This window comes from Staphylococcus pseudintermedius, from assembly GCF_034042775.1.
Classification (GTDB): Bacteria; Bacillota; Bacilli; order Staphylococcales; family Staphylococcaceae; genus Staphylococcus; species Staphylococcus pseudintermedius.
The window spans coordinates 155,606-168,834 of sequence record NZ_CP120150.1; the positions used below are offsets into that span (position 1 = coordinate 155,606).

11 protein-coding genes are annotated in these 13,229 nt (G+C 38.5%); 9 read left to right on the forward strand and 2 right to left on the reverse strand.

From position 1 onward, the window contains the following. Positions 1-140: 140 nt before the first annotated feature. Together spn and P3U61_RS00670 are read right to left on the reverse strand one after the other, a co-directional pair. Complete coding sequence (gene spn / locus P3U61_RS00665) at positions 141-449, reverse strand: SPIN family peroxidase inhibitor (RefSeq protein ID WP_015729758.1); 309 nt, start codon at positions 447-449, stop codon at positions 141-143. Positions 450-823: 374 nt separating this feature from the next. After that, positions 824-1,258: an Hsp20/alpha crystallin family protein gene (locus tag P3U61_RS00670; RefSeq protein ID WP_014612794.1), complete on the reverse strand. Its 435-nt coding sequence runs from the start codon at positions 1,256-1,258 to the stop codon at positions 824-826. Positions 1,259-1,698: 440 nt separating this feature from the next. On the opposite strand from P3U61_RS00670, the gene P3U61_RS00675 reads away from it, so the two are divergent. From P3U61_RS00675 to P3U61_RS00715, 9 genes are all read left to right on the forward strand, one after another. Then, positions 1,699-2,229: a YfiT family bacillithiol transferase gene (locus tag P3U61_RS00675; protein WP_014612795.1), complete on the forward strand. Its 531-nt coding sequence runs from the start codon at positions 1,699-1,701 to the stop codon at positions 2,227-2,229. 247 nt (positions 2,230-2,476) lie between these two features. Further along, on the forward strand, positions 2,477-3,967 hold the full coding sequence (locus P3U61_RS00680) for a catalase (RefSeq protein WP_014612796.1): 1,491 nt from the start codon (positions 2,477-2,479) through the stop codon (positions 3,965-3,967). Between the two features lie 215 nt (positions 3,968-4,182). Continuing rightward, positions 4,183-4,506: a hypothetical protein gene (locus tag P3U61_RS00685; protein WP_014612797.1), complete on the forward strand. Its 324-nt coding sequence runs from the start codon at positions 4,183-4,185 to the stop codon at positions 4,504-4,506. A 121-nt stretch (positions 4,507-4,627) separates the two neighbouring features. Further along, a complete protein-coding gene (locus P3U61_RS00690) occupies positions 4,628-5,074 on the forward strand; it encodes a Dps family protein (RefSeq protein WP_014612798.1) in 447 nt (148 codons plus the stop codon). Positions 5,075-6,041: 967 nt separating this feature from the next. Then, positions 6,042-7,418 (forward strand): sodium:solute symporter family protein, encoded by a 1,377-nt coding sequence (locus tag P3U61_RS00695; RefSeq protein ID WP_099997498.1) that lies wholly within the window; start codon positions 6,042-6,044, stop codon positions 7,416-7,418. A gap of 62 nt (positions 7,419-7,480) precedes the next feature. Beyond that, the gene (locus P3U61_RS00700) at positions 7,481-8,638 is read left to right on the forward strand and encodes an aminotransferase class I/II-fold pyridoxal phosphate-dependent enzyme (protein WP_014612802.1); all 1,158 of its coding nucleotides are present in this window, start codon (positions 7,481-7,483) and stop codon (positions 8,636-8,638) included. 222 nt (positions 8,639-8,860) lie between these two features. Further along, on the forward strand, positions 8,861-10,456 hold the full coding sequence (locus P3U61_RS00705; protein WP_099997497.1) for a xylulokinase: 1,596 nt from the start codon (positions 8,861-8,863) through the stop codon (positions 10,454-10,456). Between the two features lie 240 nt (positions 10,457-10,696). Further along, positions 10,697-11,806, forward strand: a complete 1,110-nt coding sequence (locus P3U61_RS00710; protein ID WP_070407350.1) for an NAD(P)/FAD-dependent oxidoreductase — start codon at positions 10,697-10,699, stop codon at positions 11,804-11,806. Beyond that, positions 11,800-13,134, forward strand: coding sequence for a nucleoside recognition domain-containing protein (locus P3U61_RS00715; protein WP_063278660.1), 1,335 nt, complete (start codon positions 11,800-11,802; stop codon positions 13,132-13,134). The genes P3U61_RS00710 and P3U61_RS00715 overlap by 7 nt, the downstream gene beginning before the upstream one ends. Positions 13,135-13,229: the final 95 nt, after the last annotated feature.

A 13,229-nucleotide genomic window follows, 5' to 3' on the forward strand; every position in this document is an offset into this window, starting at 1 on the left:
ATCACCTTATTTTATGAAGTGAGGTGGGCGACCCACATTAAAAAATAAAGTGGCTGGTCATAAAAAAGCCATCACCTACAAATAGCGATAAGGTGATGGCATAATAGATTAAGCGTTAGAAAGTGTATAAGCGTTATATGTTAAATTAAATGATTGTATTTTGATGTGTCGAGACCGTCTTGTTTTGCTTTTTGAACGATGTCACTTACAGAGTTTAAACCTTGTTTAGCAAAATAATCTTGAAGTTGTGCTTTTGTTTGTGGGTCCGTATTTGGATTAATCAATACATCCACATACTCTAATTCATGAGCAAGTAATTTGGAATCATCATGTAAAACGATACCATTTTGTGCCGTCACTTGAGCGTGTGCCTCGTGTCCCGTGGCTGTGGCAAAAATTCCTGTCGATAAAGCGGCTACTGTTATACCAGCAATTAATGTTTTATTCATATTATACAACTCCTTTGTTTTGTTAGAACAACTATAACATAAAAATAGATAAATATTGCATTATTAAGTGTATTTAATAATAGTTAATATTTGTTTAATGTTTGAGCATATAAGTTGAACGATGTGATGAATATGATAGCGTCAAAGTTTGTTTAATCTAACAAATAGGGTGTAGCCAAACTGTACAACGCTTTTCGTGTCATGGAATTTCAATGTAGTTTTATGAGTTAAGACGTACCGTAGATAATTCCTGGGGATATGAATGAACAGTAAGAAGATAAAAGCGTTGATGATATGTAAAAAGCGCATCATGTGAGGGGACAAGATGCGCTCAACATAGAAAGATTATGACATTCATATAGCAGTGTGATGTTTTAATCAATAGGAATGTCAGAGTTTGAAGAACGTCCTGGGGTGCGTTTGTTTAATGTCACATTTAACATGCCATTTTGATAAGAAGCTTTAATATTGCTTTCATCTACGTTATTAAAAGTAAATTGACGTTGCATACGACTGAAGTGGCGTTCTTGTCGAATGACGTGTCCTTCTTCATCTTCTTTATGATTTTTTACAGTGTTTTGTGCAGCAATAGTTAACACGTTGTTTTCAAATTTTAATTGAATATTTTCTTTATCCATACCGGGCAATTCTGCTTCTATCACGTAAGCATCATCTAGTTCTTTAATATCTGTTCTAATATGAGGTGTTGCAAATGCTTCGTCTAACATGTGACGACCGAAATCTTTGAAGAAATCACTAGGTTCCATATTGAAAAATGAATGGTTAAAAGGTCTCATATCAAAAGCCATAATACATCTCTCCTTCATTACGTTAGTGTTTGAATAGCTCTAACGCGACTTTAAATTTTCGGAAATGGGACACAAAAATTTTGATGTTGTTGATATGGTATTTCGTTTTCCGACAGTTATCAAATCATTAATAAGTCGTAAATCTATAAATCGTAAGAATGAGGCTAGCAAAACTTGATATCCCAATCCTTCCTTGTAATTAAAGTATATATCAATAGTCAAAGTTAGTCAAGGTCAAAGGTTGGGGGACAACTTTTGTTACTATTGCACTATATAAAGAGTGAAATAAAAGCATAGTATGCAATCGTAAAGGGTAAAAATAATAATAGGATTTAGAAAAAGAACAATGGGATATGCTTTTTGATTAGTCGTATCGAATTACATATGTAGTGTGAAATGATATGATTAAAGTGTCTTATACTATGAATGGAGGGGTCATTATGGATGTAAGATATCCGATTGGAAGGTTAGAAGTGCCAGCAACTGTGACGCGTAGACACATCGATTCTTGGCTAGAAGAAATTGCGCAATATATACAAAATTTAAGAAAAACAGTAGCAAATTTGAGCCAAGAAGATTTGCAGGCGACCTATCGAGAGGGAAGCTTTACGGTACAACAACTTGTCCATCATATTGCAGACTCACAGATGAATATGTTTCAGCGGTTAAAATTGGCCTTGACTGATACACATCCTAAAGTGTCCAATTTTGCCCAAGATGAATGGGTCAAGTTGGCTGATTCAGATTTACCAATAGAAGTATCTATCCAAATGCTTGATGCGATTAATCAACGTGTCGTTGCAATAGGTCAACATTTAACAGAAAAAGAACTGGCAAGAGATTTTGTGTTAGAGGGCAGTGGTGCAACAACGGTGGGGGAAACAGTTGCAAAGTTATCATGGCATGCACGTCATCATCTTGCGCATATTCAAATTGCTTTAGGAGAACTAGAAGTGAATGATGCACTTTGACTTTTTAACTGATGATAGATGTATCTAGTTGAAAATGGAGTAAGAAGAGAAGAAGTGATATTTTTAAGTTCTTTCACCTTGACATAAATCAGCTATAGTTATTTCGATGTTGATAGGACGGCGTTTAATGAATGTTTTAAGTTGGTAAATAACAAAATTTTTTAGTTTTTTAGAGGAATCACTTTGTAATTAGTTTAAACTAATGATATACTAAATTAAAATAATTCTAATCTAGAGGTGTGAATATATGAACAGAGATGAATCAAAATTAACGGGCTTATTTGGCCATCCTGTCAGTGACCGTGAAAACTCGATGACTGCGGGTCCACGTGGTCCTTTATTGATGCAAGACTGGTACTTTTTAGAACAAATGGCACACTTTGATCGTGAGGTCATTCCTGAGCGTCGTATGCATGCGAAAGGTTCAGGTGCGTTCGGTACTTTTACTGTAACAAATGACATTACAAAATATACAAACGCGAAAATCTTTTCAGAAGTAGGTAAAAAAACTGAAATGTTCGCACGTTTTTCTACAGTAGCTGGTGAACGTGGAGCAGCAGATGCAGAACGTGACATCCGTGGTTTCGCATTGAAATTCTACACTGAAGATGGGAACTGGGATCTTGTAGGTAATAACACACCAGTATTCTTCTTCCGTGATCCAAAATTATTCGCAAGCTTAAACCATGCTGTGAAACGTGACCCACGTACTAACATGAGAAGTGCCCAAAATAACTGGGATTTCTGGACATCATTACCTGAAGCCTTACATCAAGTCACTATCTTAATGACAGACCGTGGTATTCCAAAAGGTTACAGACATATGCACGGCTTCGGTTCACATACTTATGGCATGATTAATGCTAATAATGAACGTGTTTGGGTCAAATTCCACTTCAGAACACAACAAGGTATCGAAAACTTACAACCTGATGAAGCGGCAGCAATAATCGCAAATGACCGTGAATCTTCACAACGTGACTTGTACAATGCCATTGAGGAAGGTGACTTCCCTAAATGGAAAATGTACATTCAAGTCATGACTGAAGAACAAGCGAAAAACCATAAAGACAACCCATTTGACCTAACAAAAGTATGGTACAAAGGAGAGTATCCTTTAATTGAAGTAGGAGAATTCGAATTAAATCGTAACCCTGAAAACTACTTCATGGATGTTGAGCAAGCAGCATTCGCACCGACAAACATTATTCCTGGTTTAGATTTCTCACCAGATAAAATGTTACAAGGTCGTTTATTCTCTTATGGCGATGCACAACGATATCGTCTAGGTGTAAACCACTGGCAAATTCCAGTTAACCAACCAAAAGGCGTTGGTGTAGAAAATATTTGCCCATTCAGCCGTGACGGTGCAATGCGTTTCTTAGATGGTAACCAAGGTGGCCAAACACACTACTATCCAAATAGTTATGGTGCACACCAAAGCCAACCAGAATACAAACGTCCACCACTAGAAATAGAGGGCGGGGCGTATGAGTATGATTTCAGAGAAGACGATGACAACTACTTCGAACAACCAGGTAAATTGTTCCGACTACAATCACCTGAACAACAACAACGTATCTTCCAAAATACTGCAAATGAAATGCAAGGAACAACTGATGAAGTAAAACGCCGTCATATCAAAAACTGTTACCAAGCTGACGTAAACTACGGTACAGGTGTGGCCAAAGCATTAGGTATGGAAGATCAATTAGCAAGTATTATCGCTGAAATCTAATGTCGACCCATTAATCAATAATTAAATAATCAAGCTGTGATCACCCTTACAGCTCCCGTTTAACACACGGTATCATTAAAGGCGATTGATTTGATAGCGCGCACATACTGCATCTTGAAGACGATCGCCTTTGATGCGCCGTATATGATCCACTGTCTCACACACGGTAAATCATATGCGCGATTGTTAAATTTAAAATTCGAGAGGTTTTTGAAATGATATTAGATAGAATCAACCCAGACGACTTATTTCCAACAGAACATATTGAAACGTCTGTATTAGGGATCATGCCTTACCAAATGAAAGACATGACAAAACGTTTTGAAGCAGCATATGTTGCGACAAATGAACGTCTGATTTTAAATGTGGATATGGATGGTCAATTTTATTACCGAAATATCCAATTTAGTGAAATCAAAGGAATTAAAACGATAGATAACGCGTTGGAAATCACATTTGACTACGGCGTATTCACGTTAGAAGAGAGTGACGCTGACAAAGTGAAAGCGATGTCGGAGTATTTACACTCTAAAATCTAAATGTGAAGAACACATGAACATTTCGCTGTTCGTGTTTGAGTACAACCTATATCGGTTAAAATATACATGTATAATTCAATAAAAATATAAATGAATGGAAGCTAGAAAGGTGAGATTATAAATGGCTCAAGGCAGAGAACAAGTCGTTGAAGACTTAAACTTACAACTATCAAACTTCACAGTATTATGGACTAAAATTCACAACTATCATTGGTACGTTAAAGGTCACAATTTCTTTGCATTACATGAAAAATTTGAAGAACTTTATAACAAAGTGGCTGTCTATGTAGATGAAATTGCTGAGCGTGCACTTGCATTAGAAGGTAATCCAGTAGGTACAATGAAAGAAGTTTTAGAAGTTTCAAGTATTGAAGAAGCTGAGAAAAATATTTCAGCTGAGCAAATGGTTGCACAATTAGCTACAGACTTCGAAACAGTGGTTAAAGAATTAAAACAAGCGCAAGGTAACGCAGAAGACGCTGGTGATGATCGTTCAGCAGACATGTTTATCGAAATTGCGACAGAATTAGAACATAACATTTGGATGTTGAAAGCTTATATTGGTTAATTCATTTGGTGATTTGAGACTCGAGTCGTCTTGAGATAGTGTAACTATTTCAATGATGATTCGAGTCTTTTTTGTTTTATCACCAAATTTTTATTTTGAAGTTGGAGATAAAAGCTTGAAAAATTGAAGAGATGGGACATCAGAAAGCTGAGAACTTAGGCTAGATACTTCTATTAAATGAAAAATGAAATAAAATTTAAGTTAAATATAATTATACGTAAAATTTAAATTGGACTATAAAATGAGGGAGTGAGAAAGTTAGATGGATAGTGGCTAACTTAGTATAAAGTGAGGTGATGCCTATGCACGCATCAACGAAATCTTTAAAAAGGAGAGGCCGTGAATAATCAATGTGATAGACGTGCGCATGCTGATCTTTGCTTTCGGTAATTTTATCGTAGCGCGCATCTGTTTAGTCGTTTTTATTGCTATTAATGTCAAAAAAATAACCATTTCTAACTTTGGACGAGTTAAATAGTTATTTTTTATATTTAACAAAGCCATCGTCTATTTAACGGTCTCATTGAGGTAATGCATATGGTGTGCGTTGCCTTTTATCTATATAAATTACTATATGTCTCCTTGCTTGTCTATTTTATAGTATAAGAATTTCTTTTGTCGAAAACGATTAATACTTTACATTTGATGTATAAAGTTTATAATTTTTAGAAAATAAAGAAATATGACAAAGGGGTAGATTTTAATGTATCAAAGTAAAGGGACATTGCCGTTATTACGGTGCTTAGATTCTCAGGCTAGCTATGAGAATACTTGACGTGGATACATGGGAAAAGAAAGGGGGTTGTAGGGCGAGAGTAGGGTGTTTAACGATCGCCCGAAAATGTATGATTCACAAACTTAAGATGACACTCGCGCGAAGGATTATTCTGAAAATGATGGGGGTTTCGGTAATGCATCACCATGTACAAAAAGGATAAACAACAAAACACAAAGCGAGTTGATTAAAATGAAAACAATAGATTTTATAGTATTTATCATTTACTTTGCAGCACTCATTTCAGTGGGTATCATTGGTGTATTAAAAGCAAAATCATCTGAAAAATATATGGTGGCTGACCGTAATTTAGGGCTATGGATGTTGTTTGGATGCCTAACAGCTGTATTTTTAGGTGGTTCTTCTACTATCGGAACTTCACAATTAGGCTATGAAATTGGTCTTTCAGGCTTTTGGTTTGTATTTTCACTGGGTGTCGGTATTACGATATTTGGCTTGTTTTTACTTGATCGCATTATGGATTTACAAGTGATTACGATTAGTGAACTGTTATATCGATTATTTGGCCATCGTGTAAGAGTGATGGGCGCAGTCGTTACAGCAATGTATACGCTTATGATTTGTGTGACACAAGTCATTGCGATGGGTGCCGTCGTGTCCCAAATTTTTCATTGGCCTATGATGACAGCGATTCTTGTTGGTGGGAGTATTGTCTTTGTGTATACGATTCTAGGAGGCATGTGGACACTCTCGATTACTGACGTCATTCAATTTTTAGTGATGACTATAGGTATTTTTTGTATTATGTTGCCGATGAGTTTACATAGTGTTGGAGGATTGACGACATTAATTGAACAACTGCCAGCGTCACATTTAAGTTTTTTCAATATCGGTGTTGGGGAAATTGTGAATTACTTTGTGACATATACACTAGGTGTCATGGTTGGACAAGACATTTGGCAACGTTTCTTTACAGGGAAGACGAAGCGTATCTCAAAGACCTCAGGAGTGTTGGTGGGTCTGTATAGCGCACTTTATTCTATTGTGATGGTCATTGTCGGCATGTGTGCGTATGTATTATTTCCAAACATCCAAAATACGCAAAACGTATTCGCACATATGGCTTTTGAAATATTACCGAATGGCTTATTAGGGATCGTCTTTGCTGCTTTAATTGCGGCAATTATGTCTACAGCATCAGGGACATTACTTGCATCAGCTACGATTATTTCGAATGACTTGTTGAAACCTTATGTTTTTAAAAATATGGAAGATCATCAATTTTTAGGGCTGACACGTTTGACCACATGCATTCTCGCAGTCATTGCAATAGTCATTTCGATTTGGGTGAAAGAAGTTCTCGTTGCGATAGATATTGCCTATGCGATTTTGACAGGAGGTATCTTTATGCCAGTCGTTTTAGGCTTATTCATGAAACGCATTACACCACAAGCGGCATTTTACGCCATTATCGCAAGTGTGATCGTCATTTTTATCGGTATCGCCATCACAGGACCACAATCTACTGCGACAATATTTTATGCAATACTTGTTAATGCTATAATATTAATCATCATGTCTCAATTTCAGCGTAAAAAAGAAGCATAAAATGTGGTGTTGAAGTTATCTATATTGCACCATACACATATTATTAAGGGGGCATCTATGAAATGGAGTTACTAAACAATCATATTAAAGACATTGAGGTACCTGGAACACGTCAGTTTGCGAATAAGGTTGATCAATACCCAAACTGTTTAGATTTAACGCTCGGGCAGTCTGACTTCCCTGTTGCTTCATATGTGCAAGACGCAATGATTCAAGCAATTCAAGAGGGGCGATTGAAATATACACACAATAAAGGGTTGTTGGAATTACGTACCGCGATTTCAGAATATACAGCTGAAAGATTTGGTGTAACATATGATCCTGAAACAGAAATTGTCGTGACTAACGGGGCATCAGAAGGGATTGATGACATCTTACGAACGATTTTAAATCCAGGAGAAGAGGTCATCTTACCGGGGCCAACGTATTTAGGGTATGAGCCGATTGTCAAACTACAAGGTGCTGAGGTGAAATGGATTGATACCTCACATACCGGTTTTGTGCCGACTGCTGATGCGATTAAGGCGGCCATCACACCTCAAACGAAAGCAATTATGTTTAACTATCCGACGAATCCAACTGGGACGACATTATCATATGAAAATATTGCGGAAATTGTAGCAGTATTGAAAGAGACGAATATTTTCATTATTACGGACGAAATTTATAGTGAAAATGTATTTGAAGGACGACATCGTTCATTTATGGAGTTTCCTGAGATTCGCAAGCAACTGTTTGTCGTGAATGGTTTATCGAAATCACATGCGATGACGGGTGCGCGTGTCGGCTATGTGCTCTCGACCCCTGAATTGATTGAAGAAGTGACGACCGTCCATTTATATAATTCAATTTGTGTGGCGACACCTAGTCAATACGGTGCGATTCGTGCATTGAAAGAAGGGGCTGCCGATATTGAAAAGATGAATGCTGCGTATCGTGAACGTCGTGATTATATTTACCAACGTTTGACAGATATGGGCCTATCAGTCACTTTACCACAAGGGACATTTTATATTTTCCCGAATGTGTCGGCGTACGATCAAGATTCATTCCGTTTTTGTAATCAATTGTTAGAACGTGAACAGTTGGCCATCGTACCGGGCAAGTCATTTTCAGATTTTGCAGAAGGTTATGTACGTTTATCCTTTGCATGTGACATGCCAACAATCGAGGAAGCATGTAATCGATTGGAACGTTTCTTATCATATTATCAAGCATAACAATTATTAAAGCGCGTATGGGATGATGGTTTATCTCATGCGCGCTTTAACTATGACAAAATAGAGATGCGAGCGTGAAAGGTCTCAACTCGACTGTGCAATACAAAGAACACCCAGTATCATTTGATAGACGTATATGGGGTATTTTCGTGAGCAACATGTCTTGGTTTCATTTAACAATCTTTATACAATAAAAGGTAAGAAGACGAACGAGGTGATAGGATGGACAAGCAAACGATACGTCAACAAATCGAAGCGGGGAACATTTCAGTAGGTATCGAATTAGGTTCGACGCGCATCAAAACTGTCGCTATTGATTCGACGACACGCACGATTGCGACTGGGCATTATGAATGGGAACAACAACTGACTGACGGATATTGGTCCTATGATTTAGATGAAGTTTGGCAAGGGATTCGAGAGAGTTTTCGTTTGATGACCCGGGAAATAAAAGCGACATATGAGGTGAAACTCACGCACATGGCAAGTTTAGGGATTAGCGGGATGATGCATGGTTATTTAGTGTTTGATGCACAAGGTCAACTGCTTGTCCCTTTTCGGACGTGGCGTAATAATACCGCACATGAAGCAGGTAAACAGTTAAGAGAAGCATTTCAGTTCAATATTCCTGAACGTTGGAGTATTGCACATTATTATCAAAGTGCGTTGAAAGAAGAATCACATGTGAAGGATGTCGCGTACATGACGACGTTATCGGGTTACGTTCATTGGCAATTAACGGGAGAAAAAGTGCTCGGAATTGGTGATGCTTCGGGGATGTTTCCTATCGACCCCAAGACTGCCACATATCGAAAAGACTTATGTGAACAGTTCGATACATTAATGGCAACAAATGGATATGATCAAGACATACAGCGCATTTTACCGACAGTCCACGTGGCTGGTGAGCAAGTGGGGACTTTGACGGCAGACGGCGCACGCTTATTAGATCCAACTGGCACGTTAACGTCGGGATGTCCGATGTGTGCACCAGAAGGCGACGCGGGTACAGGTATGGTGGCGACCAACAGTATTGCACCAAAAACCGGAAATGTATCGGCAGGAACGAGTATTTTCGCTATGATTGTCCTCGAACAGCCACTGCAAGCCGTATATCCGGAGGTCGATATTGTGACGACGCCAGCTGGAGATGAAGTGGCGATGATTCATGCGAATAATGGGTCGTCAGATTTGAATCATTGGGTACATTTATTTGAAGAGGTTTTTCAACTTATGGATATGTCATACGATAAGACGACGTTATGGACACGTTTATTCGAAAGTGCATTAGATGGAGACGATGACTTAGGAAAACTGTTATCATATGGCTATATTTCAGGTGAATACATGACTGATGTTCCTAGAGGATTTCCATTATTTATACGGCAACAAGACAGTCGTTTTAATATCCAAAACTTCATGAAAAACCATATTTTTACGATGCTCAGTACACTCAAAATAGGTGTTGATCGATTGAAAACACGGGAGCAACTGCAAATAGATCGCATGACAGGTCACGGCGGAGTTTTTGCGACGAAACAAGTGGTACAACGTTATTTAGCAGCGGCGTTAGAAAGTCCAGTCACAGTGATGGAGAATGCGAATGAGGGCGGCGCATGGGGCATGGCAATGTTAGCAAGATATATGTTAGAGAACAATGTCACGTTAGCGGCGTTTTTAGAGCATGTCGGCTTTCGTGACGTTGAGACTGAAACGATGGCACCACAAGCGCGTGATATCGAAAGTTTTAACACCTATGTGCAACGATTTGAAGCGGGCTTGGCGATTGAGCGTTTGTTGAATGACACGTTGGATTGATAGGTGTTTGCATTGGAGTGGCACAAGTCGTGTATCGTGCTGAACATTGCCAAATAGGCTGTCACGCTTCATATCATGGCGAGGTTAGGATATCAAAATTTTATATCCATCCTCGTTTTCTTTTATGTCTTATGGATCATAATGACAAGCGTATCGTCAAGTTGTTCATATTGCAATCACTCAGTAGATGGTCTACAATTAATAAATCGTAATTATTTCGATTTAGAAAGAGGGATTGTAATGAAACAACATCACCGAGTCATTATTATTGGTGCAGGTGCTGCAGGTGTTGGCATGGCGATAACGATGAAGACGCTTCATGTTGAAGATGTTTGTGTCATAGAGGCTGGCGCAATCGGGCAATCTTTTAAAAATTGGCCGAAATCCACACGCACAATTACCCCGTCCTTTACTTCAAACGGTTTTGGTATGCCAGACATGAATGCCATTGCTAAAGATACATCACCTGCTTTTACATTTAATGAAGAACATTTATCGGGTGATACCTTTGCAGAATATTTAACGGTTGTTGCCGAACATTATGACATCGATATACGGACAGAAACGAAAGTAGAAGATGTTCAATTTGTCGATGGCGTTTATGAATTAAATACATCTCAAGGCACTTATACCGCAGATTATATTTACGTTGCGACAGGTGACTTTGCCTTTCCAAATCAACCATTCGATCATGGGATTCATTATAGTGAGGTAGATGATTTTAAAGCATTACCTGGTCATACGTTTACAGTCATAGGTGGAAATGAAAGTGCATTCGATGCCGCTATCCATCTCGCTAAACGAGGTGCACAAGTCTCCATTTATACGAGTTCAACAGGCTTTGATGCAGATGAAGCTGATCCAAGTATTCGTTTGTCTCCATATACACACCAACGTCTAAGAGAAGCGGTACAACAAGGTGCAGAAATTGAAATGAACGTTCACTATCGTGCGGAGTCTATTATATTTCGCAATGGCCAGTATGAAATCCATTTTGATAATGGTGCCATCGTATACAGTACGACGGAGCCGATTATCGCGACAGGCTTTGATGTAACGAAAAACCCACTTATTCAACAACTCTTTACAGTAAGAAATGGAGAAGTTCAATTAACAGATTTAGATGAATCGACACGTTATCCCAATGTTTTTCTAATAGGCGCGACCGTAAGACATGCTGATGCGATACTTTGTTATATCTATAAGTTTAGAGCGCGATTTGCAGTATTGGCACGTACGATGATGCAGCGTGAAGGCCTCTCTGTAGATCAAGCAGTGATTGATAGTTACCGTGATAATCACATGTATTTAGATGATTATAGTTGTTGTGAAGTGAACTGTTCATGCTAACAGTCACATATCATTTGGTCAGCGGTCGTGTATCTGATATTCCTAACGAACCACATCAGTTTCGAGTATGTGGATGGAAACAACTGACCCCGTATGAACAGCAAGCGTTTAAGCGTTTCGTGATTCAACAACGGTTAGCGGTGTCGCTCAATCAAGCTGTCCATTGTACGACGGAAGAAACACGAAAACATGTTGCACAATTGCAATCATTTTGGCGTGTTCATCATCAGCAACGCCCACGCCCTTTACATACGTTATTAGGGTGGTTGTGCGTCTTTTTAATGTTCGCTGTCCCTGTTTATGTTGCCTATCATTTTTCTGATTGGTTACAAAGCGAGTTTGTTGCACCTTGGATTGATTCAGTTGCACAACATCCGCTTTTTCGTCCATCACTCATCCACGCCTTTTTATTTGGTGATTACGGTGTTTTATCATTGGGCACGTATTCACTTGTTTGGGCATTGCCGGTTGTTGTGTTACTGAGTTTGTCTACTGCATTAATTGAGCAATCGCACTTGAAACAATATATCATTTGGTCGATTGCGCCCACAATGGGGAAGGTGGGACTCGATGCAACAGATATTATTCCATTGTTAGAAGGTTTTGGATGCAATGCTGCGGCAATTGTACAAGCAGGTCATCAATGTCATTTATGTACCCGTACGCGTTGTATGAGTCTTATCAGTTTTGGGACATCATGTAGTTACCAAATTGGTGCGACACTTTCAATATTTAACGTCGCACATCAAACATGGCTCTTTATCCCGTATTTATTACTTGTGTTAGTAGGAGGATTATTGCATAACCGATTATGGTATCGCACAGAGCAACAGTTTATGCCTATACAGACGACGTTGGATGAGTCATTAACATGGCCATCTTTAGGGCGTGTGTTATCCCAAATGGGAGAAAGTGTTAAGATGTTTCTATTTCAAGCATTACCAATATTTATTACCATTTGTTTGATTGCTAGTGCCTTGGCATTGACGCCAATAATGGAAATGATTTCAAAATTGTTTATTCCACTCCTTAGCTTATTACACATTCCACATGAACTATCACCGGGTATACTCTTCTCGATGATTCGTAAAGATGGCATGTTGTTATTTAATATCGGAGATGGACAGTTTATCCATAACCTATCATCATGGCAAGTGTTACTCCTCGTCTTTTTCAGCTCAACATTTACCGCTTGCTCTGTTACAATGACGATGGTCATGCGACAATTAGGGTGGCGTGAAGGGGGTAAAATGATTGCACGTCAAATGCTGACATCACTTGCATGCGTCATTTTGTTAGGTAGTATAACGTGGATTCTATTACTTTAGACACTAATTTTATGGAAGATATATGAAGAGAGTTGAGATGTTAATATCGTCTCAGCTCTTTTTTATTGAAATGAGGCTTAAAATATATGGATTTA

Excerpts from the sequence above, each read along its gene's own strand:
- spn (WP_015729758.1), bottom strand. The coding sequence starts at position 449 with ATGAATAAAACATTAATTGCTGGTATAACAGTAGCCGCTTTATCGACA.
- P3U61_RS00670 (WP_014612794.1), bottom strand. The coding sequence starts at position 1,258 with ATGGCTTTTGATATGAGACCTTTTAACCATTCATTTTTCAATATGGAA.
- P3U61_RS00675 (WP_014612795.1), top strand. The coding sequence starts at position 1,699 with ATGGATGTAAGATATCCGATTGGAAGGTTAGAAGTGCCAGCAACTGTG.
- P3U61_RS00680 (WP_014612796.1), top strand. The coding sequence starts at position 2,477 with ATGAACAGAGATGAATCAAAATTAACGGGCTTATTTGGCCATCCTGTC.
- P3U61_RS00685 (WP_014612797.1), top strand. The coding sequence starts at position 4,183 with ATGATATTAGATAGAATCAACCCAGACGACTTATTTCCAACAGAACAT.
- P3U61_RS00690 (WP_014612798.1), top strand. The coding sequence starts at position 4,628 with ATGGCTCAAGGCAGAGAACAAGTCGTTGAAGACTTAAACTTACAACTA.
- P3U61_RS00695 (WP_099997498.1), top strand. The coding sequence starts at position 6,042 with ATGAAAACAATAGATTTTATAGTATTTATCATTTACTTTGCAGCACTC.
- P3U61_RS00700 (WP_014612802.1), top strand. The coding sequence starts at position 7,481 with ATGGAGTTACTAAACAATCATATTAAAGACATTGAGGTACCTGGAACA.
- P3U61_RS00705 (WP_099997497.1), top strand. The coding sequence starts at position 8,861 with ATGGACAAGCAAACGATACGTCAACAAATCGAAGCGGGGAACATTTCA.
- P3U61_RS00710 (WP_070407350.1), top strand. The coding sequence starts at position 10,697 with ATGAAACAACATCACCGAGTCATTATTATTGGTGCAGGTGCTGCAGGT.
- P3U61_RS00715 (WP_063278660.1), top strand. The coding sequence starts at position 11,800 with ATGCTAACAGTCACATATCATTTGGTCAGCGGTCGTGTATCTGATATT.